The organism is Blastococcus saxobsidens DD2, assembly GCF_000284015.1.
GTDB classification, from domain to species: domain Bacteria; phylum Actinomycetota; class Actinomycetes; order Mycobacteriales; family Geodermatophilaceae; genus Blastococcus; species Blastococcus saxobsidens_A.
On sequence record NC_016943.1, the window covers coordinates 757,814 to 775,671 of the forward strand.

14 protein-coding genes and 1 tRNA gene are annotated in these 17,858 nt (G+C 72.8%); 11 read left to right on the plus strand and 4 right to left on the minus strand.

Features of this window, described 5'->3' with window-relative positions:
• Positions 1-10 precede the first annotated feature (10 nt).
• Entirely contained in the window at positions 11-1,339 is a 1,329-nt protein-coding gene (locus BLASA_RS03560; protein WP_014374644.1) for a mechanosensitive ion channel family protein, read from the plus strand.
• A gap of 37 nt (positions 1,340-1,376) precedes the next feature.
• Here BLASA_RS03560 and BLASA_RS03565 read toward each other — a convergent pair whose 3' ends face one another.
• Entirely contained in the window at positions 1,377-3,224 is a 1,848-nt protein-coding gene (locus tag BLASA_RS03565; RefSeq protein WP_231839545.1) for a glycosyltransferase family 2 protein, read from the minus strand.
• 470 nt (positions 3,225-3,694) lie between these two features.
• Here BLASA_RS03565 and BLASA_RS03570 point away from each other — a divergent pair, with 470 nt between their 5' ends.
• The 9 genes from BLASA_RS03570 (at position 3,695) to BLASA_RS03610 (ending at position 11,855) form a co-directional block, all read left to right on the plus strand.
• Positions 3,695-4,585, plus strand: a complete 891-nt coding sequence (locus BLASA_RS03570) for a glycoside hydrolase family 26 protein (protein ID WP_051004812.1) — start codon at positions 3,695-3,697, stop codon at positions 4,583-4,585.
• A 113-nt stretch (positions 4,586-4,698) separates the two neighbouring features.
• Entirely contained in the window at positions 4,699-5,976 is a 1,278-nt protein-coding gene (gene eno, locus BLASA_RS03575) for a phosphopyruvate hydratase (protein ID WP_014374645.1), read from the plus strand.
• A 10-nt stretch (positions 5,977-5,986) separates the two neighbouring features.
• Positions 5,987-6,589, plus strand: a complete 603-nt coding sequence (locus BLASA_RS03580) for a septum formation initiator family protein (protein ID WP_014374646.1) — start codon at positions 5,987-5,989, stop codon at positions 6,587-6,589.
• Positions 6,586-7,101 carry a DUF501 domain-containing protein gene (locus BLASA_RS03585; protein ID WP_014374647.1) on the plus strand — a complete coding sequence of 172 codons (516 nt, stop codon included), beginning with the start codon at positions 6,586-6,588 and terminating at the stop codon, positions 7,099-7,101. Before BLASA_RS03580 ends, BLASA_RS03585 begins: the two co-directional genes overlap by 4 nt.
• The gene (locus BLASA_RS03590) at positions 7,098-8,054 is read left to right on the plus strand and encodes a Ppx/GppA phosphatase family protein (RefSeq protein WP_014374648.1); all 957 of its coding nucleotides are present in this window, start codon (positions 7,098-7,100) and stop codon (positions 8,052-8,054) included. Before BLASA_RS03585 ends, BLASA_RS03590 begins: the two co-directional genes overlap by 4 nt.
• 48 nt (positions 8,055-8,102) lie before the next feature.
• Entirely contained in the window at positions 8,103-8,942 is an 840-nt protein-coding gene (locus BLASA_RS03595) for a uracil-DNA glycosylase (RefSeq protein ID WP_014374649.1), read from the plus strand.
• 170 nt (positions 8,943-9,112) lie between these two features.
• Positions 9,113-10,711 (plus strand): M28 family metallopeptidase, encoded by a 1,599-nt coding sequence (locus BLASA_RS03600; RefSeq protein ID WP_014374650.1) that lies wholly within the window; start codon positions 9,113-9,115, stop codon positions 10,709-10,711.
• Positions 10,712-10,809: 98 nt separating this feature from the next.
• A tRNA-Leu gene (locus BLASA_RS03605) sits at positions 10,810-10,883 on the plus strand.
• 138 nt (positions 10,884-11,021) lie between these two features.
• On the plus strand, positions 11,022-11,855 hold the full coding sequence (locus tag BLASA_RS03610; protein WP_014374651.1) for a Bax inhibitor-1/YccA family membrane protein: 834 nt from the start codon (positions 11,022-11,024) through the stop codon (positions 11,853-11,855).
• Between the two features lie 75 nt (positions 11,856-11,930).
• Here the strand turns inward: BLASA_RS03610 and BLASA_RS03615 are convergent, their stop codons facing one another.
• Positions 11,931-13,151: an acetyl-CoA C-acetyltransferase gene (locus BLASA_RS03615; RefSeq protein ID WP_014374652.1), complete on the minus strand. Its 1,221-nt coding sequence runs from the start codon at positions 13,149-13,151 to the stop codon at positions 11,931-11,933.
• Between the two features lie 129 nt (positions 13,152-13,280).
• Positions 13,281-14,312 carry an SGNH/GDSL hydrolase family protein gene (locus BLASA_RS03620; protein ID WP_014374653.1) on the minus strand — a complete coding sequence of 344 codons (1,032 nt, stop codon included), beginning with the start codon at positions 14,310-14,312 and terminating at the stop codon, positions 13,281-13,283.
• Positions 14,313-14,402: 90 nt separating this feature from the next.
• Between BLASA_RS03620 and BLASA_RS03625 the strand changes: the two genes are divergently transcribed.
• Positions 14,403-15,755 carry a DUF2252 domain-containing protein gene (locus BLASA_RS03625; protein WP_041775583.1) on the plus strand — a complete coding sequence of 451 codons (1,353 nt, stop codon included), beginning with the start codon at positions 14,403-14,405 and terminating at the stop codon, positions 15,753-15,755.
• 95 nt (positions 15,756-15,850) lie between these two features.
• On the opposite strand, the gene BLASA_RS03630 is transcribed toward BLASA_RS03625, so the two are convergent.
• Positions 15,851-17,857, minus strand: coding sequence for a VWA domain-containing protein (locus BLASA_RS03630; protein ID WP_014374655.1), 2,007 nt, complete (start codon positions 17,855-17,857; stop codon positions 15,851-15,853).
• Between the last annotated feature and the right edge of the window lies 1 nt (position 17,858).

Here is a 17,858-nt window from a genome sequence, read left to right on the forward strand (position 1 = left end):
GCGTGGTCGGGTGGTACCCCTCGTGTCCGCAGGAAGGAGCGTCGCCCTGTCCGAGCCGGCCCCCGCGTCCGCACCGCTCGCCGCCGCCGTCGAGGAGGTGGAGAGCCTGGTGCCCGACGACACGTGGCAGGTGCTGGCGCTCGTCGCTGCCGCCGCGCTCGCCGCGTGGCTGGTCGGCGTCCTGATCGGCGTCCTGGTGCGCCGGCTGGCCCGCACGTCGGTGGTCGCCGCCGACCTGTCCCGTCGCGGCCGGACGCCGCTGCGCACCCTGCTGGTCCTCATCGCCGTCACGGTGGTGCTGGACGCCGGGCCCGAGCTGGGCGGCTGGCGGGATCCGGCGGTGCGGGTGCTCGGGCTGGCCCTGATCGCGACCGTCGGCTGGTTGCTGACGGTCGCGGTGCAGGTGGCCGCGGACCTGGCGCTGGCCCGGTACGACGTCGACGTCGTCGACAACCGGCACGCCCGCCGGGTCCGGACGCAGATCGGCCTGCTGCGCCGGTTGGCGATCGTGCTGGTCGTCATCCTGACGGTGGGCGCGATGCTGCTGACCTTCCCGACCGCCCGGGCCGCCGGCGCCGGCATCCTGGCCAGCGCGGGGGTCATCTCGATCGTCGCCGGCCTGGCCGCGCAGACCTCGCTGGCCAACGTCTTCGCCGGGCTGCAACTGGCCTTCACCGACGCGATCCGGGTGGACGACGTCGTGGTGGTCGAGGACGAGTGGGGGCGGATCGAGGAGATCACGCTGACCTACGTCGTCGTCCACATCTGGGACGACCGCCGGCTGGTCCTGCCGTCGACCTACTTCACCACCACCCCGTTCGAGAACTGGACCCGCAAGGAGTCGGCCGTCCTCGGCGCGGTGGAGCTGGACGTCGACTGGACGGTGCCCTTCGACGACATGCGCACCGAGCTGCACCGGCTGCTGGAGGACGAGGGCGGCCGCGGCCCGGAGCTCTGGGACCGCCGGGTGGGCGTGCTGCAGGTGACCGACGCGGTCGGCTCGGTGGTGCGGGCGCGGGTGCTGGTGAGCGCGCAGGACGCCGGGACCCTGTTCGACCTGCGCTGCCATGTGCGCGAGCAGCTGGTCGGCTGGCTGCAGCGGGAGCACCCCTCGGGGCTGCCGCGGGTGCGCGTCGAGGGGGCCGCCGCCGCCCCGTCGGCCGCGCGGGCGGACCGGCGAGCGGCCGCGCCGTCGGCGACCGACAGCTCGCTGTTCACCGGGAGCACCGAGGCGCGGGAGCGTTCCCGGGCCTTCGCCGGCCCCAGCCAGGAGGAGGTCGCCGACCGCGACACCACTCCCGGACCCCCGGACGAGGACCACCCGGCGCGCGGCAGCTGAGCGCGGCGCGGTGCGGTGCCCCGGACCCGGGTCGCCGTCAGCGGGCCAGGGCACCGGCCGGCATACCGAGCGCGGCGGAGAGTTCGGCCGGGCTGATGTAGCCCTCGCTGACCGCCAGGTCGCCGAGCCGCGTCCACTCCTCCTCCATGGTCGCCTGCAGGTCCAGCAGGTCCCGCAGCTGGGCGTTGCTGAGCATCCCCTGAGCGATGAGGGCATCGCCGATCCGTCGGTGCGGGAGCACCGGGCGCATCCGGGCGAAGCGCACGGCCTCGGCCGTGCGAGTGACGTACACCTGCGCCAGGGGCAGCGTGCAGAGGAGCGCGGTGATGCCCGCCCAGACGTAGAGCGCAGGATAATCGTGGTCGAGCAGCCTGCCGGTGACCATGGCACCGACCGCCACGGCCAGCCAGAACAGGTGCGGTCGGAAGGTCCGCCACGTGTCACCGGTGGCGGCGCTGCCTTTGGCGGTGACCACATAGACCAGGGGTCGGCCGGCCAGCTGCGCGGCCGCGGCCGCGACGAAGACCGGTGCGGTGATCAGGTCCAGCAACATGCCGGACAGTCCCCAGGACCTCCGTTCGTGCTCCACCAGGTTGAAGCGGCGCATGCAGAAGGCGAAGCCCATCCCCACCAGCAGGTTGGCACCGAACAGGAGCGACCACTCCATGACCGGCAGGTGGGTGACCGTCACGCCGCCCACCAGGTACAGGACCGAGAGGCTCACACCGCCGACCCAGGCGATCGCCGTCGTGGGGTAGTGGGTCTGCAGCGCGAAGAAGGACAACCGCTGCTGCCGGGTCCGCATCAGCGGGAAGATGCGCGGGGAATGCCGGCGGGCGATCTCCCAGATGCCGTATGCCCAGCGCTTCTGCTGGCTGAAGAAGTCCGAGTAGGTGGCCGGCCCCTCTCCGACCGCCACGATGTCGGGGGTGTAGACGCCCTTCCAGTTCCCGCCGGTCGCCTCGTTGACCGCGCTGTAGACCACCATCGAGGTCAGGTGGTCCTCGATGATGCAGTCCTGGTAGCCGCCGATCTGGGCGAATGCCGCGGGCCGGTAGAGGTGATTGGTCCCTATCAGCAGTGGTGCGCCGTGGCCGTTCCCGCCCCGTTGGATGATCCCGTGGAAGAGGTAGGCCAGCTCGGCCGAACCTCGAGCGACGAAGGACTCCTGCAGGTTGCCGTAAACCTGGGGCGCGACGACGAAGGCCACGTCCGGGTCGGAAAAGTACCCCAGCGTGCGCTCCAGGAAGTTCGGGAACGGGACGTGGTCGGGGTCCATCTGCGCCACGACGTCGTACCTGTGCTCGTACTGGCTACGCCAGGCGTTGTGGTTGCCGTGCTTGGTCCTCGCGCGGAAGGGCCCGCTCGGCTGGTTCCACTCCGGCCGATCCTTCCGGCTGAAGTGGAAGACGCCCAGTTCCGCGCAGCGTCGTCGGACCTCCGGGTCGTTGCCCTCGTCGAGCAGCCAGACGTCGAGGTGCCCGTCGTGGCGGATGCGAGTCATGGCCCGCAGGGTGGCCATGACGAGCTCTACCGGCTCCTTGCCCGGCACGATCGTCGTGAGGACGGCGACCCGCAGTCCCGGGCGGGGGCGCATGGGGATCGGGTCGCGCGCCCGTCCCGCGTGGTAGGTGATCGTCCAGGTGCGCAGACCGGCGATCAGCTGCAGCAGCACCATCATGGCGAGCCCGGCCACGGTCACCGTGTCGACCACGATCCCCGCTCCCAGGCGGGGAAGGTTGTCCGGCACCAGCAGGTAGCAGATGAGGGCGGCGGCGAGGACGACGTGGAACCAGCCCAGCGCCAGCACGCTCCGGCGCTGCCGCGGAGTCAACGCGTCGCGATAGCGCACCTGGTCCTCATAACCGTGGAGCCTGCCGGTCACCTCCGTTGCGGTACGGCCGTACAACCGCCCGGACTGCCGGCGTTCCGTGAACCCGTGCGGCGGCTGGGGAGTCTGATCCTTCACACGGTGGACGTCGGCCGACGGGGGCCGCCCGATGAGCGATCGGGCCGCGGTCCCACTCGGAAGGGTGTGCACGTCGGGCCACGCTGCGGGTGGACGCCCCGTCACTGGCCGCGCCAGCCCGCGGTAGGAGCCGCACTTCAGACCGGAGCCGTTTCAGCCGATGGAGCAGAGTGCGCATCCTCCCCCGGACGTCTCGGCGACCCGAGGCTCGTCGCGCCCGGAGGCCCTGGTGGCTCGCGGTCACCTGCCTGGCAGTGTTGGCGCTGCCCGTCTACATCGCATGGGCGTCTCCCAGTGCGCAGCCGGCGGGTCGTGCACCGTCTTCGGCACCGTGCTGCGCCGGACCCGCCGCGCCCACCTCCCCGGACTCCGAGGTGCCACCCCCCATGCCCGACCAGCCCACCCAGCGCCCGGTACTCGGCATCTCCGCCGGCTCGGTGACAGACCTCGATCGGTTCATCACCGCCACCGGCACGCGTCCGGAGGTGTTCGACGTCTTCGAGCAGTGGTCGCGCGATCGCCCGCTGGACCGGAAGCTCGCCGAAAGCGTGGCGGCGCGGGGAGCCCGCCTGTCCATCACGTGGGAGCCCTGGGATCCCGACGCTTCGGCCACCGATCAGCCTGACTACACGCTCGCGTCGATCGTCGCCGGCGCGCACGACCGCTACATCGACATGTTCGCGGCGTCCATCAAAGATCTCCCGTACACCGTCACGATCCGGCTGATGCACGAGATGAACGGGAACTGGTACCCGTGGTCCGTAGGAACGAACGGCAATCAGGTGGCGCAGTTCGTCCCCGCATGGATGCACGTCCACGACCGATTCGCCGCGCTCGGGGTGACGAATGTCGAGTGGTTGTGGGCACCGAACGCCCTCTACACCGGCTCCGCCCCGTTCGGCCCCTTGTACCCCGGGGACGACCACGTCGACGCCGTCGGGGTCAGCAACTACAACTGGGGCGAGCAGACCCGCGGCGGGTTCACCACCCACTGGCGCACGTTCGGCTCGCTGTTCGACGCCAGCATCGCCGCGCTGCGGTCGATCACCGATCGGCCGCTGTGGATCGCCGAGATCGGCAGCTCGGACCGAGGCGGCAGCAAGGCGGAATGGTTGGCCGCCATGCTCGGCGAGCTGCCGAACCGGCCCGAGATCGCGGGCGTGGTCTGGTTCCACCACGTCGATCGGGGAACCGGAGTCGACTGGCGGATCGAGCCGGACCCTGACGCGGCGACCGCCTGGCGCACCGGGTTCCACGCCCGCCCGACCGTCCGGTAGCCCTACCCGACGCCGGCGGGAGAGGCCAGCCAGAACTCGTTCTCCGCCGGCACCAGTGGCGAGCTGTGCGTGGTCGGCATGGTCCGGCGCGCGCGGCTGGTTAGGCTGCCCCCGTGCCGAGCATCGATGCCGTAGGCGCGCGGGAGATCCTGGACTCGCGCGGAAACCCCACCGTTGAGGTCGAGGTCGCCCTCGACGACGGGACGATCGCCCGGGCCGCCGTGCCCAGCGGGGCCTCCACAGGTGCCTTCGAGGCCGTGGAGCTGCGCGACGGCGGCGACCGCTACGGCGGCAAGGGCGTCACCAAGGCCGTCGACGGCGTCCTCGACGTCATCGGCCCCGAGCTGGTCGGCTACGAGGCCACCGAGCAGCGGCTGGTCGACCAGCGCCTGCTCGACCTCGACGGGACGCCGGACAAGTCGCGCCTGGGCGCCAACGCCATCCTGGGCGTCAGCCTCGCCGTCGCGCGGGCCGCCGCGGACTCCACCGGCCTGCCGCTGTTCCGCTACGTGGGCGGCCCGTCCGCGCACCTGCTGCCCGTGCCGATGATGAACATCCTCAACGGTGGCGCCCACGCCGACAGCAACGTCGACGTCCAGGAGTTCATGATCGCACCCGTGGGTGCCGGCAGTTTCGCCGAGGCGCTGACCATGGGCACCGAGACCTACCACGCGCTCAAGGCGGTGCTGAAGGGCCGCGGGCTCGCCACCGGCCTGGGTGACGAGGGCGGCTTCGCCCCCGACCTCCCGAGCAACCGCGACGCCCTCGACCTCATCGCCGAGGCGGTCGACAAGGCCGGCTACACCCTGGGGTCGGACATCGCGTTCGCCCTCGACGTGGCCGCGACCGAGTTCCACACCGACGGCGGCTACGACTTCGAGGGCCAGTCCCGCTCGGCCGAGTACCTGGTCGACTACTACCGCGGCCTGGTCGACGCCTACCCGATCGTCTCCATCGAGGACCCGCTCTCGGAGGAGGACTGGGACGGCTGGATCGCGATGACCGCCGCCCTCGGCGACCGGGTGCAGATCGTCGGCGACGACCTGTTCGTCACGAACCCCATCCGGCTGGCCGACGGCATCGCCCGCGGTGCCGCCAACGCGCTGCTGGTCAAGGTCAACCAGATCGGCACGCTGACCGAGACCCTCGACGCGGTCAACCTGGCCCACCGCAACGGCTACCGCTCGATGATGAGCCACCGTTCCGGCGAGACCGAGGACACCACGATCGCCGACCTCGCCGTCGCCACCGACTGCGGGCAGATCAAGACCGGTGCCCCGGCCCGCAGCGAGCGCGTCGCCAAGTACAACCAGCTGCTGCGGATCGAGGAGGAGCTCGACGACGCCGCCCGGTACGCCGGCGCGTCGGCCTTTCCGCGGCTGAAGGTCTGATCAGCGGCCGATGAGCAACGTTCCGGGCCGGCGGGGCGGGGGGGACGGACGGCGCGCCACCGGCCGGGTGCCGCGCGTCCACACCACCCGCCCGGTGCGCACCGGCCTGCGGTCGGGCACCTCGAGCCGGCCCGGGCGGCGGCGTCCCAACCGCCGTCCCGAGCGGCGTCCTGCCACCCCGGCCGCGGCTCGCCGCCGGCCGCTGTTCACCGGCCGCGCCGTGGTCCTGGTCGGACTGGTGCTGCTGCTCGCCCTCACCCTGGCCGGCCCGATCCGCCAGTACCTGGCCGGGCAGGCGGAACTGGCCCGGCTCGTGGCCGAGGGGGAGGCGCTGGACCAGCGGGCCGCCGAGCTGGAGACCGAGCTGGACCGGCAGGCCGATCCCGCGTACGCCGAGCGGCAGGCGCGCGAGCGGCTCTCCTACGTGCTGCCCGGTGACCGGCTGGTGATCGTCGTCGACGGCGAGGCCGTCGAGGGCGACGCCGGCACGCTGGCCGCCGCCGCCGAGGAGCCGGAGCCGGTGTCCTGGTACGAGACGCTGCTGCGGTCGGTGGCCGACGCGGACGCAGCGGGCGGACCGGATCGGCCCGGCACGGAAGGGGCAGCGCAGTGAGCGAGCCGGTGAGCCCGGAGGACCGCGAGGTCGTCGCCCGGCAGCTGGGCCGCCCCCCGCGGGCGCTGGTGGCCGTGGCGCACCGCTGCCCGTGCGGCCAGCCCGACGTCGTGGAGACCGCACCGCGGCTGGACGACGGCACGCCGTTCCCCACCCTGTACTACCTGACCTGCCCGCGTGCCTCGGCCGCCGCCAGCCGGCTGGAGTCCGCCGGCCGGATGCGGGAGTGGCAGGACGAGCTGGCCACCGACCCGGAGCTGGCCGGGGGCTACCGGGCTGCGCACGAGGCCTACCTCGCCACCCGGAACGCCCGCGACGTGCTGCCCACCCGCGCCACCGCCGGCGGGATGCCCGACCGGGTCAAGTGCCTGCACGCCCTGGCCGGTCACGCGCTGGCGGCCGGGCCCGGGGTCAACCCGATCGGCGACCGCGCGGTCGAGGGCATGGGGGAGTGGTGGGCCAAGGGCCCGTGCGCCCTGCCCGAGGGGCCCAGCGACGGGGCCGGCGCGTGACGCGGGTCGCGGCGATCGACTGCGGCACCAACTCCATCCGGCTGCTCGTGGCCGACGTGCCCGCCACCGGGGCGCACACCGACCTGCTGCGCCGGATGGAGGTCGTGCGGCTGGGCCAGGGGGTCGACGCCACCGGCCGGCTCGCGCCCGAGGCCATCGAGCGCACCCGCCTGGTGCTCGCCGAGTACGCGGCGCAGGCCCGCGAGCTGGGTGCGACCGACGTCCGGATGGTCGCCACGAGCGCCACCCGCGACGCGGCCAACCGCGCCGACTTCGAGGAGATGGTGCGGGCCACCCTCGGCCGGTTGCCCGACGTGGTCACCGGGCGCGAGGAGGCGGAGCTGTCCTTCCTCGGCGCCACCGGCTCGGTCGACGCCGCGGCCGCCGCCCACGGGCTGCAGCCGCCCCGGCCGCCGTACCTGGTGGTGGACATCGGGGGCGGCTCGACGGAGTTCGTGCTCGGGGACGGCGGCGGGGTCATCGCCGCCCGGTCGGTGGACATCGGCTGCGTGCGGCTCACCGAGCGGCACCTGCGCGACGACCCGCCGGCGGCCGAGCAGGTGACCCTGGCCGAGCGCGACATCCGCGCCGCGCTGGCCGACGTCGTCGCCGAGGTGCCGGTGGACCGGGCGGCGAGCCTGGTCGGGCTGGCCGGCTCGGTGACCACCGTCGCGGCGCTCGCCCTGGAGCTGCCCGCCTACGACTCCGAGGCGATCCACGGGTCGCGCGTCCCGGTCGGGGACGTGTGGCAGGTCTCCGCCGATCTGCTCGCGGCGACCCGGGAGCGCCGCGCCGCCTCCCCGGTCATGCACCCCGGCCGAGTCGACGTGATCGGAGCCGGCGCGCTCATCCTGCGGGTGCTGATGGACGAGTTCGGGATGCCCGAGCTGGCGGTGAGCGAGCACGACATCCTCGACGGCATCGCCCTGCGGCTGGCCCGGGCCCAGGCATAGGAAGCCATGCCTACGTCCTCCGACCCCCGCGGGGGTGCATAGCCTCCTATGCCGGTAGACGCCGGGGGTTTCCCCGTCACCCGCACGCCGGCGGGCGTGGCCCGGGCGGCCCGTGCGGTCCGCGACCTCGCCGTGCTCGACGACCGGATCTCCGGCTGCTACGCCTGCCCCCGGCTCGTGGCCTGGCGGGAGGAGGTCGCGCGGATCAAGCGCGCGTCGTTCCGGGACCAGGACTACTGGGGCCGGCCGGTCCCTGGTCTCGGCCCGGCCGACGCACGGATCGCCGTCGTCGGGCTGGCGCCGGCCGCGCACGGCGGCAACCGGACCGGCCGGGTGTTCACCGGCGACCGCAGCGGGGACTGGATCTTCGCCGCGCTCTGGCGCGCCGGGCTGGCCAACCAGCCCACCTCCACGCACATCGGTGACGGGCTGGAGCTCACCGACGTCCGGGTGGCCGCGTCGGTCCGCTGCGCGCCGCCGGCCAACGCCCCGACGCCGGAGGAGCGGGACACCTGCTCACCGTGGCTGGCTCGCGAGCTGCAGCTGCTGCCGCGGCTGCGGGTGATCGTGGTGCTCGGCGGCTTCGGCTGGACGGCGCTGTGGCCGGTGCTCGCCGCCGCCGGATACGCGCTGCCCCGGCCGCGCCCGGCGTTCGGGCACGGCGTGGAGGTGGCGCTGGACGGTCCCGGCGGGCCGCTAACCCTGCTGGGCAGCTACCACGTGAGCCAGCAGAACACCTTCACCGGCAAGCTCACCGAGCCGATGCTCGACGCCGTGCTGTCCCGGGCGACGGAGCTGGCCGGATCGGCGCCGCCCCTCGGTGACGGCGGGCTCCCGCGGCCGATCGGGACACCGCGGCAGGGCCGCCAGGAGCACCACCGCCCGTGATCGCCCCTGCGCCCATGGACGCCCAGCGGCGTCACGGTGCGAGGCGACCTGCTCACTCCTTGCACACTTCACGGAAAGTGTCAAGCAGTTGACACGGTGTGGTCACTCACAGAGAGTGCATGGGGGCGTGCGCAGAGCGGCGCACGCCATCGCGAAGGAGGCTCTCTCCCATGACCCCATCCACCGCACCCCGTCGCTCGCGGCTCGTCGCCGCGTCGGCGGCGGGGATGCTCGCGCTGGCCGGCAGCGTCGCCACCAGCTTCCCGGCCGGCGCGGCCGGCCCGGGCTGTGACAGCCGGAACGACAACACCGTCGCCAAGCTGCTCGAGTGCGTCACGCTGGACGGCACCATGGACCACCTCAAGGCCTTCCAGGCGGTCGCCGACGCCAACGGCGGCACGCGGGCTTCGGGCACTCCTGGCTACGACGCCTCGGCTGACTACGTGCAGGCGCGCCTCGAGGCCGCCGGTTACGCGGTGACCCGGCAGGCGTTCGAGTTCCCCTACTACGAGCTGGTCGGGACCCCGACGCTGGTCCAGACCGCGCCCACGGCGCGGTCCTTCGCCTACGGCTCCGACTTCTCCGACATGAGCTTCTCCGGCGCAGCGGACGTCACCGGTACCGCGGTCGCGGTCGACCCCGCCACCACCACCAGTGGCTGTGAGGCCACCGACTTCGCGGGCTTGGTCGACGGTGACATCGCGCTCGTCCGTCGCGGCGGCTGCACTTTCGGCACCAAGGCGGCCAACGCGGAGGCGTCCGGCGCCAGCGCCGTGGTCATCTACAACAGCGGTACGCCCGGCAACGAGGGGCTGATCAACGGCACGCTCGGTGCACCGGTGGGCATCCCGGCGCTGTTCACCACCACGGCCATCGGCGAGTCGCTCGCCGATGCCACGCTGAGCCTGTCCATCGACACGGTCAGCGGGATCCGCGAGACGGAGAACGTGTTCGCCGAGCTCCCCGGCCGGACCTCCGGCAACGTCGTCATGGCCGGCGCGCACCTGGACTCGGTGGCCGTGGGGCCGGGCATCAACGACAACGGCAGCGGCAGCGCCGCGCTGCTCGAGGTGGCCGAGAGCATCGCCAAGGTGAAGCCGGCCAACACGGTGCGCTTCGCGTGGTGGGGCGCCGAGGAGCTCGGCCTCATCGGGTCGACGTACTACGTCAACTCGCTCAGCGACGCCCAGATCGAGGACATCGCCCTGTACCTGAACTTCGACATGGTGGCGTCGCCGAACTTCGCCCGGTTCATCTACGACGGCGACCAGTCCTCGTTCCAGCCGAACTTCGTCGTCCCCGAGGGCTCGGCGCAGATCGAGTACGTGTTCGAGGACTTCTACGAATCCCGTGACCTCTTCTACGAGGGCACCGAGTTCAGCGGCCGCAGCGACTACCAGGCGTTCGCGCTGGCGGGGATCCCGTCGGGCGGTCTGTTCACCGGCGCCGAAGGCGTCATGCAGCCCTACCAGGCCGAGGCGTACGACGGCGAGGCCGGGGTGGCCTACGACCCGTGCTACCACCAGGAGTGCGACGACATCGGGAACCTGGACCTCGACGCGCTCGACCAGAACGCCGATGCGATCGCCTACTCGATCCTCACGCTCGCCTACACGACACGGGCCGTGAACGGTGTGACCGGTCAGCAGGTCCCCGGCGGGACCTACGCCGGTGACCCGGAGGACCGGGAGCACCGGCTCGCGCCGGGTGGTGGCGAGGGTGGTGGCCTGGAGCACGACCACGACCACGACCGCGGCGAGACGGCCTGATCGGCGCTGACCGCCAGCGCCTGACCGACCGGCGGCGCCGTCCCTTCTCCGGGAGGGGCGGCGCCGCTGCCGTCGGCGCGCGACTAGCGTGCCCTCGGGCCCCCGTAGCCCAATCGGCAGAGGCAGGCCCCTTAAAAGGGTCCCAGTGTCGGTTCGAACCCGACCGGGGGCACGCGCTCGGCCGGCAGGACACCCGGCAGAGGGGGATCGCCCTCCTGCGGAACGGTTCGGGCGTGTCGGGCGTTGACCTGACCGAGTGGAGTGCGCCAAGTTGGCTCCACGACCCAGATGTCACCTCGAGGAGATGACGATGCCCAGTAAGAACCCGGCGTTCAGCCGCGGGTTCGGGAATGCCGGCCCCGGCCAGCAGTCCGCCGGTTGGGGCAACGCACCCCAGTACGGCACGCCCCAGTACGGCGCTCCGGCGCCGCAGCAGGACGCGTACACCGCGCCGTCCCCGTACGGGACGACCGCGGATATGCGATACATGACGATGGACGACGTCGTCACCAAGACGGGCCTGTCCTTCCTGGTGACCGTCCTGGCCGCCGCAGCCACCTGGGCCATGCCCGGCCAGGCGGCCTTGGGCCTGGCCCTCCCGGCCGTGCTGATCGCCTTCGTGCTCGGCCTGGTGATCGCCTTCAAGCAGATCGCCAACCCGGTCGCGACGCTGTCCTACGGCGCCTTGTACGGCGTGGCGCTCGGCGCGATCAGCGAGGTGTTCGCCGCCCAGTTCGGCAGCGGCATCGTCGTCCAGGCGCTGATCGGCACCTTCGGTGTCTTCGCCGGGATGCTGGTCATCTACAAGACCGGCGCCATCCGGGTCACCCCCAAGCTGACCCGCTGGATCGTCGGGGCGCTGATCGGCGTCCTGGTGCTCGTCGTGGTGAACCTGATCGCCAGCTTCTTCACCCCGGGCGGCCTGGGGCTGCGTGACGGTGGCCCGCTGGCCATCGGCTTCAGCCTGCTGGTCATCGGTGTGGCGGCGTTCACGCTGCTGCTGGACTTCGACCTGGCCGACGAGGCGATCCGCCGCGGCGCGCCCGCGAAGTTCGCCTGGTACATCGCCTTCGGTCTGCTCGTGACCGTCATCTGGCTGTACATCGAGATCCTGCGGCTGCTGTCCTACTTCCAGGACGAGTGAGCCAGCTCCGCTGCACATGACAGTGGCCCGGTCCCCGCGAGGGGGCCGGGCCACTGCTCGTTCTGGCGGTGGATCTCAGGAGAGGCGCTCGAGCACCATCGCCATGCCCATGCCGCCACCGACGCACATCGTCTCCAGGCCGAAGGTCTTGTCCTTGGTCTGCAGCCCGTTGATCAGCGTGCCGGTGATCCGGGCGCCGGTGCTGCCGAACGGGTGCCCGACGGCGATGGCGCCACCGTGCACGTTCAGCTTCTCGATCGGGATGTTCAGGTCGCGGTAGCTCGGGATGACCTGCGCGGCGAACGCCTCGTTGATCTCGACCAGGTCGATGTCGTCGATGGACATGCCGGCCCGCTTCAGCGCCAGGCGGGAGGCGTCGACCGGGCCGTAGCCCATGATCTCCGGCGACAGGCCGGTGACCGCGGTGGAGACGACGCGGGCCAGCGGGGTGAGGCCCAGCTCGCGCGCCTTGGTGTCGCTCATGACGATGACCGCCGACGCGCCGTCGTTGAGCGGGCAGGCGTTGCCGGCGGTGACCCGGCCGTCAGGGCGGAAGACCGGCTTGAGGCCGGAGATGCCCTCGAGCGTGGTGCCCGGCCGCGGGCCGTCGTCCGTGGTGACGACGGTGCCGTCGGGCGTGGTGATCGGGACGATCTCCCGCTCCCAGAAGCCGTTGTTGATCGACTCCTCGGCGAGGTTCTGGCTGCGGACGGCGAACTCGTCCATCTCCTCGCGGGTGACACCCTTGAGCAGCGCCAGGTTCTCGGCGGTCTGGCCCATGGCGATGTAGACGTCGGGGATGTCGCCGTTCTGCCGCGGGTCGGTCCACGAGTCGGCGCCGCTCTCGGCGACCTTGGCCACGCGGGCCTCGGCGTCGACGAACGCCGGGTTCTTCGTGTCGGGAATGGCGTCGCTGTTGCCCTTCACGAACCGGGAGACGGTCTCGACGCCCGCGGAGATGAAGACGTCACCCTCGCCCGCCTTGATCGCGTGCAAGGCCATGCGGGTGGTCTGCAGCGACGAGGAGCAGTAGCGGGTGATCGTCGTGCCGGGCAGGTGGTCCATGCCCAGCAGCACGCTGACGACGCGGCCCATGTTGTAGCCCTGCTCGCCGCCGGGGAGGCCGCAGCCGAGCATCAGGTCGTCAATGTCGGTCGGGTCGAGCGAGGGGACCTTGTCCAGCGCCGCGCGGACGACGGCGACGGCCAGGTCGTCGGGGCGCATGTCCTTGAGCGACCCCTTGAAGGCGCGGCCGATGGGGGAGCGCGCGGTCGCGACGATGACGGCTTCGGGCATGGGTCCTCCACGATGAGGTGGGTCCGACGCGGTTCGCCGGACGTAGGTCACTTTGGAACGTACCCCGGCTGCCCGGCGACGGATCCGCCCCGGCCCCCTCGCGCACCGGTGTGGTGCGCGTCACGCCGTTCAGCCGCCGACCGGAGCCCCCGCTGCCGACCCGGCGTGCTCGGCCTGCTCCGGTGTCGGCATCTGCGTCGGCCGGCGCCGGCGCAGCAGCGCCCAGGGACCCCACGGGCCGGTGCCGGAGCCGCCGACCTCTGCCGCCTGCACCTCGGTGCCGGGGCGGTTGGCCGCACGCGCCGCGGCGCGGGCCACGGGACGCACGGTCTCGCGGCGGAGTCCCCGCAGCCCACGGTCCGCGCGGGCCGGCCACACGCCGACCGCGTCGGCGACCGAGGGCAGCAGCGCCGCCGCCGCCGCCGCGTAGCCCGCGGCGCTCGGGTGGAACTCGTCGACGCTGAACATGCTGGAGTCCGATGCGAACGCCGGGCCGAGCAGGGAGCCGAGGGAGACCGTGCGCCCGCCCGCCTCGACGGCGGCGATCGTCTGCGCGGCGGCCATCTGGCGGCTCCACCGGCGAGCCAGCGTGCGCAGCGGCTGCGCGATGGGCCGGATGGTCCCGAGATCGGGGCAGGTGCCGACGACGACCTCGCAACCGGCCGCGGTCAGCCGGCGCACCGCGTCGGTGAGGTGACCGACGGAGACCGGCGTCGGGGTCCGGGCGGTGACGTCGTTGGCGCCGATCATGATGACCGCGACCGCGGGCTCCTCGGAAAGCGCGCGGTCGACCTGCACCTCGAGGTCGGCGGCGCGGGCACCGGACTTGGCCAGCCGCACCAGCCGGACGGGGCGCTCGGCGAGCTCGGCCAGCCCGGCGGCGACCAGGACCCCCGGGGTGTCGGCGGCGCGGTGCGCTCCCAGGCCCACCGCGCTGGAGTCGCCGAGCACCGCGAGGACGATCGGCTCGCCGCGGCCGCGCCCGTAGACGCCGTCGCCCGAGGGCGGGTCGTTCTTGTGGGAGCGGGCCTCGACCTTGCGGCGGGCGGCGCGGGCCTCCTCGCGGAGGAGGGCGACCAGGGCAGCGCCGGCGATCCCGACCCCGCCGCCGCCGTAGGCGGCGCCGGTGGCGAGCCATCGGGCCGTGTCGGTACGCGTCATGGTCCCTCCCGTCCCCCTTCGGCGCTGTCGTGGCACCGCTGACGTTATCGGCCGCCTACGGTGCAACCTGTGGCCTCCTCCCTCGCTGGTGTGACCCGTCCCACATCCGACGACGACCGCACGCGGCAGATCGTCGACGTCCTCGTCGACGCGTTCGGCGACCTCATGGAGGCCGATGCCGATGCCTTCCGCACCAAGTTCCGGAAGATGGCGGCCGATCCGTTCGCCTTCTACCGGGGCAGCGCGCCCCTGTTCTACGCGGACATGGCGACGTCCGAGGACCCCTGGTGCGACGAGCGGACGTCGCGTGTGTGGATCCAGGGTGACCTGCACGCGGAGAACTTCGGCACGTACATGGACAGCGCGGGCCGGATCGTCTTCGACGTCAACGACTTCGACGAGGCCTACCTGGGCCACGTCAGCTGGGACCTGCGCCGGTTCGCCGCCAGCTTCGCGCTGCTGTCGTGGCGCAAGGCGTTCGGCGACGACGTCATCGGTGAGCTGCTCAGCGGCTACCTGCACGCCTACCTCGACCAGGTCGATGCGTTCCGGCGGTCGGACGAGGACCGCTCGTTCGCGCTGCTGGCCGACAACACCGAGGGGGCGGTGCGCGAGGTGATCCACGAGACCACCACCCGCACCCGTCTCGGGCTGCTGGAGCGCATCACGGTGATCGAGGGCTACCACCGGCGGTTCGCCGACCGCCCGCGCAACCGGCGGCTGGAGGGCGACGAGCGGGAGCGGGTGCTGGCCGCCCTGGAGCGGTACCGCGAGACGGTGCCCAAGGGGCAGCGCCGCCGGGAGGTCACCTACGACGTGAAGGACGTCATCGGCACCGGTGGCTTCGGCATCGGCAGCGCCGGGCTGCCGGCCTACAACGTGCTGCTCGAGGGGTACGACCAGGCGCTGGAGAACGACGTCGTCCTGTCGCTGAAGCAGGGCAACGTGCCCGCACCCAGCCGGGTGGTGACCGACCCCGAGATCCGGGCCTACTTCGAGAACGAGGGGCACCGGACGGCGCTCAGCCAGCGGGCGCTGCAGGCCAACACCTCGCAGTTCCTCGGCTACACCGAGATCGACGGCCGTGGCTTCGTCGTCGCCGAGCTGTCGCCCTACGAGCTGGACCTGGACTGGGAGGACCTCACCGAGCCGGAGGACATCGCCCCGGTCATGGTCCAGCTGGGGCGGGCCACCGCGAAGCTGCACTGCGTCGGGGACGCCGACAGCGACCACACGCTGGTGCCGTTCCAGACCGAGGACGCGATCTCCGAGATGGTCGGCGACCGGCGGCAGGAGTTCGTCGCCGACCTGGTCGACTTCGCGCACTCCTACGCGCGCCGGACGCAGGACGACTTCCGGCTGTTCGTCAACGCCTTCCGGGCCGGCATGATCCCCGGGATCAGCTCGAGCGGCTCGCACCCGCTGCCGGCGGATCGGGCATAGGAGGCAATGCCTACGTCCGCGTGGCCGAAACCGTAGGCATTGCCTCCTATGCCTGGGCGGGGGCGGGGGCGGGGGCGGCCCGGCGAGGACCTCGCTCAGCGGGCGCGGCGGCCGCGGCGGGTGCGCAGGTAGTCCGCGACGACGTACTCGCCGAGCCGCTCGGTGTCGGGCTGGAAGACCCGGCCGCCGGCCCGCTGGGTGAGGTCGTGCACGAAGTGGATCAGCCCCGGGTCGGGGTCGAGCGCGAACACGTTCACCGTGGCGCCGGAGCGGGCGACGCGCTCGACCTCGGCCACCGTGCGGGCGATCGTCTCCGGCATGGGCGGCCAGCAGAAGAACGGCGTGCCGTCGTCCTCGAGGTGGGCGGTGGGTTCGCCGTCGGTGACCACCAGGACCACCGGCTCGGCGTCCCGGTGCCGGGCCAGGAAGCGCCGGGCGAGCATCAGCCCGTGCTGCAGGTTGGTGCCTTGCAGCGTGTCCACCGACAGCTCGGCGAGGGTCTCCGGGCGGAGCACCTGCGCGGTGGAGGAGAAACCGATGATCTCGATCGCGTCCTGCGGGAACCGCGTGGTCACCAGCGAGTGCAGCGCCATCGCCGTCGACTTCGCCGCGCCCCACGTGCCGCGCAGCGCCATCGAGTAGGAGAGGTCGACCAGCAGGGCGACGGCGGCGCCGGTGCGCCGCTCCGTCTCCACCACCTCGAAGTCCTCGACGGCGATCCGCACCCGGCGGTCCTGGTCCGGGGCGGTGGGGTGGGTAGGAAGGCGCCGCGTGCCCGCCGTCCGCAGGACGGCGTTCTTCACCGTGCGGACGACGTCCAGCGGCTGCTCGTCACCGAACCGCCACTCGCGCGAGCTGCCGGTGAGCTCACCCGCGGCACCGGCGTCGGCGACGTCGTGCTCCCCGCGGCCGGTGGCGTCGAGCTTCGCGAAGACGCGGCGCAGTGCCGTGGCGCCCAGCCGGCGCACCGCCTTGGGGGAGAGCTCCAGGGTGCCGCCGGACCGGTTGAGATAGCCCTGGCGCTCCAGCTCGCGCTCCAGCTGCCGCAGGGCCGCGAGGTCGTCGGCGGCCGAGCGGCCCAGCGCCCGCTCGAGCAGCTCCTCGTCGACGTCGGCCAGGGAGGCACCGGCGTAGCCCTGCGAGAGCTGGTTGGACAGCGCCTCCAGGTCGGCCAGCTCCGCGACGGCGCGCGTGGCGTCGCCCATCCCCAGCGACTGCTCGCCGTCGGGCACCTGGCCGCGCTGCCCCCACGGCAGATCGGGGCGGGCCTGCCGCAGCGCGTCGGAGAGGTGGGCCATCTCGCTGGCCAGCCCCATGTCCTCCATCGTCTGGGCCATGAGGTCGGCGAGTTCGGCCCGCTGCTCGGGGGAGAGGCCGGCAATCATCCGTTCCTGCGCGGCCGCCCGCCGGGCCAGCGAGTCGATGAGCTCCTCGACCGACTGCGGGTCGTCCGGGAAGAACTGCCCGTGGTCCGCCATGAAGTCGGCGAACTGCTGGTCGGTGTCCTCGCCGCGGTTGTGCGCGTCCACGAGGCGGGACAGGTCGGCCACCATGTCCTTGACCGCCTGCAGATCGCCCTCGGTGGCGTGCTGCAGCGCCTGCTTCATGGAGGCGAACGAGCTGTCGAGCACCTCCCGGCGCAGCAGGTCCTGGATCTGCTCGTAGGCCTGCCGGCCCTCGGCCGAGCGCCACGACCAGTCCTTGAGCGCGCGCACCGCCCCGGAGGTGTCCTCGGGCAGCGCGTCGAGCTCGGCCTCGGCCAACCGGGCGGCGTCGTCCGGGTCGGGGAAGAGCTCGCGCCGCTCCGCTGCGAGAGCCCGGTCGAGCAGCTCCCGCACCTCCTGCAGCGTGCCGTCCATCCGGCCCGCGGTGCGGGCGCTGCGCAGCCGGTCACGGACCGACCGGCGCAGCTCGTCCAGGCCGCGCCGGCCCTCCGTGCCGCGGCGGAGCAGCTCGCGCAGCGCCTCGCGCACGCCGTTGCCGCCGAGCACCGAGTCGCCGATCTCGTCGACGGCGTTGCCCAGGTCGTACGGCGGCGCCAGCGGGTCCGGGCCACCCCGCCAGGCGCCGTACCGGTAGCCGCGCGGACGGCGTCCGCTCACC

Bases quoted from the DNA above. Each gene is read 5' to 3' on its own strand.
- BLASA_RS03615 (WP_014374652.1), bottom strand. From the start codon at position 13,151: ATGCCCGAAGCCGTCATCGTCGCGACCGCGCGCTCCCCCATCGGCCGC.
- BLASA_RS03600 (WP_014374650.1), top strand. From the start codon at position 9,113: ATGACCCCATCCACCGCACCCCGTCGCTCGCGGCTCGTCGCCGCGTCG.
- BLASA_RS03580 (WP_014374646.1), top strand. From the start codon at position 5,987: ATGAGCAACGTTCCGGGCCGGCGGGGCGGGGGGGACGGACGGCGCGCC.
- BLASA_RS03610 (WP_014374651.1), top strand. From the start codon at position 11,022: ATGCCCAGTAAGAACCCGGCGTTCAGCCGCGGGTTCGGGAATGCCGGC.
- BLASA_RS03620 (WP_014374653.1), bottom strand. From the start codon at position 14,312: ATGACGCGTACCGACACGGCCCGATGGCTCGCCACCGGCGCCGCCTAC.
- BLASA_RS03595 (WP_014374649.1), top strand. From the start codon at position 8,103: ATGCCGGTAGACGCCGGGGGTTTCCCCGTCACCCGCACGCCGGCGGGC.
- BLASA_RS03570 (WP_051004812.1), top strand. From the start codon at position 3,695: ATGCCCGACCAGCCCACCCAGCGCCCGGTACTCGGCATCTCCGCCGGC.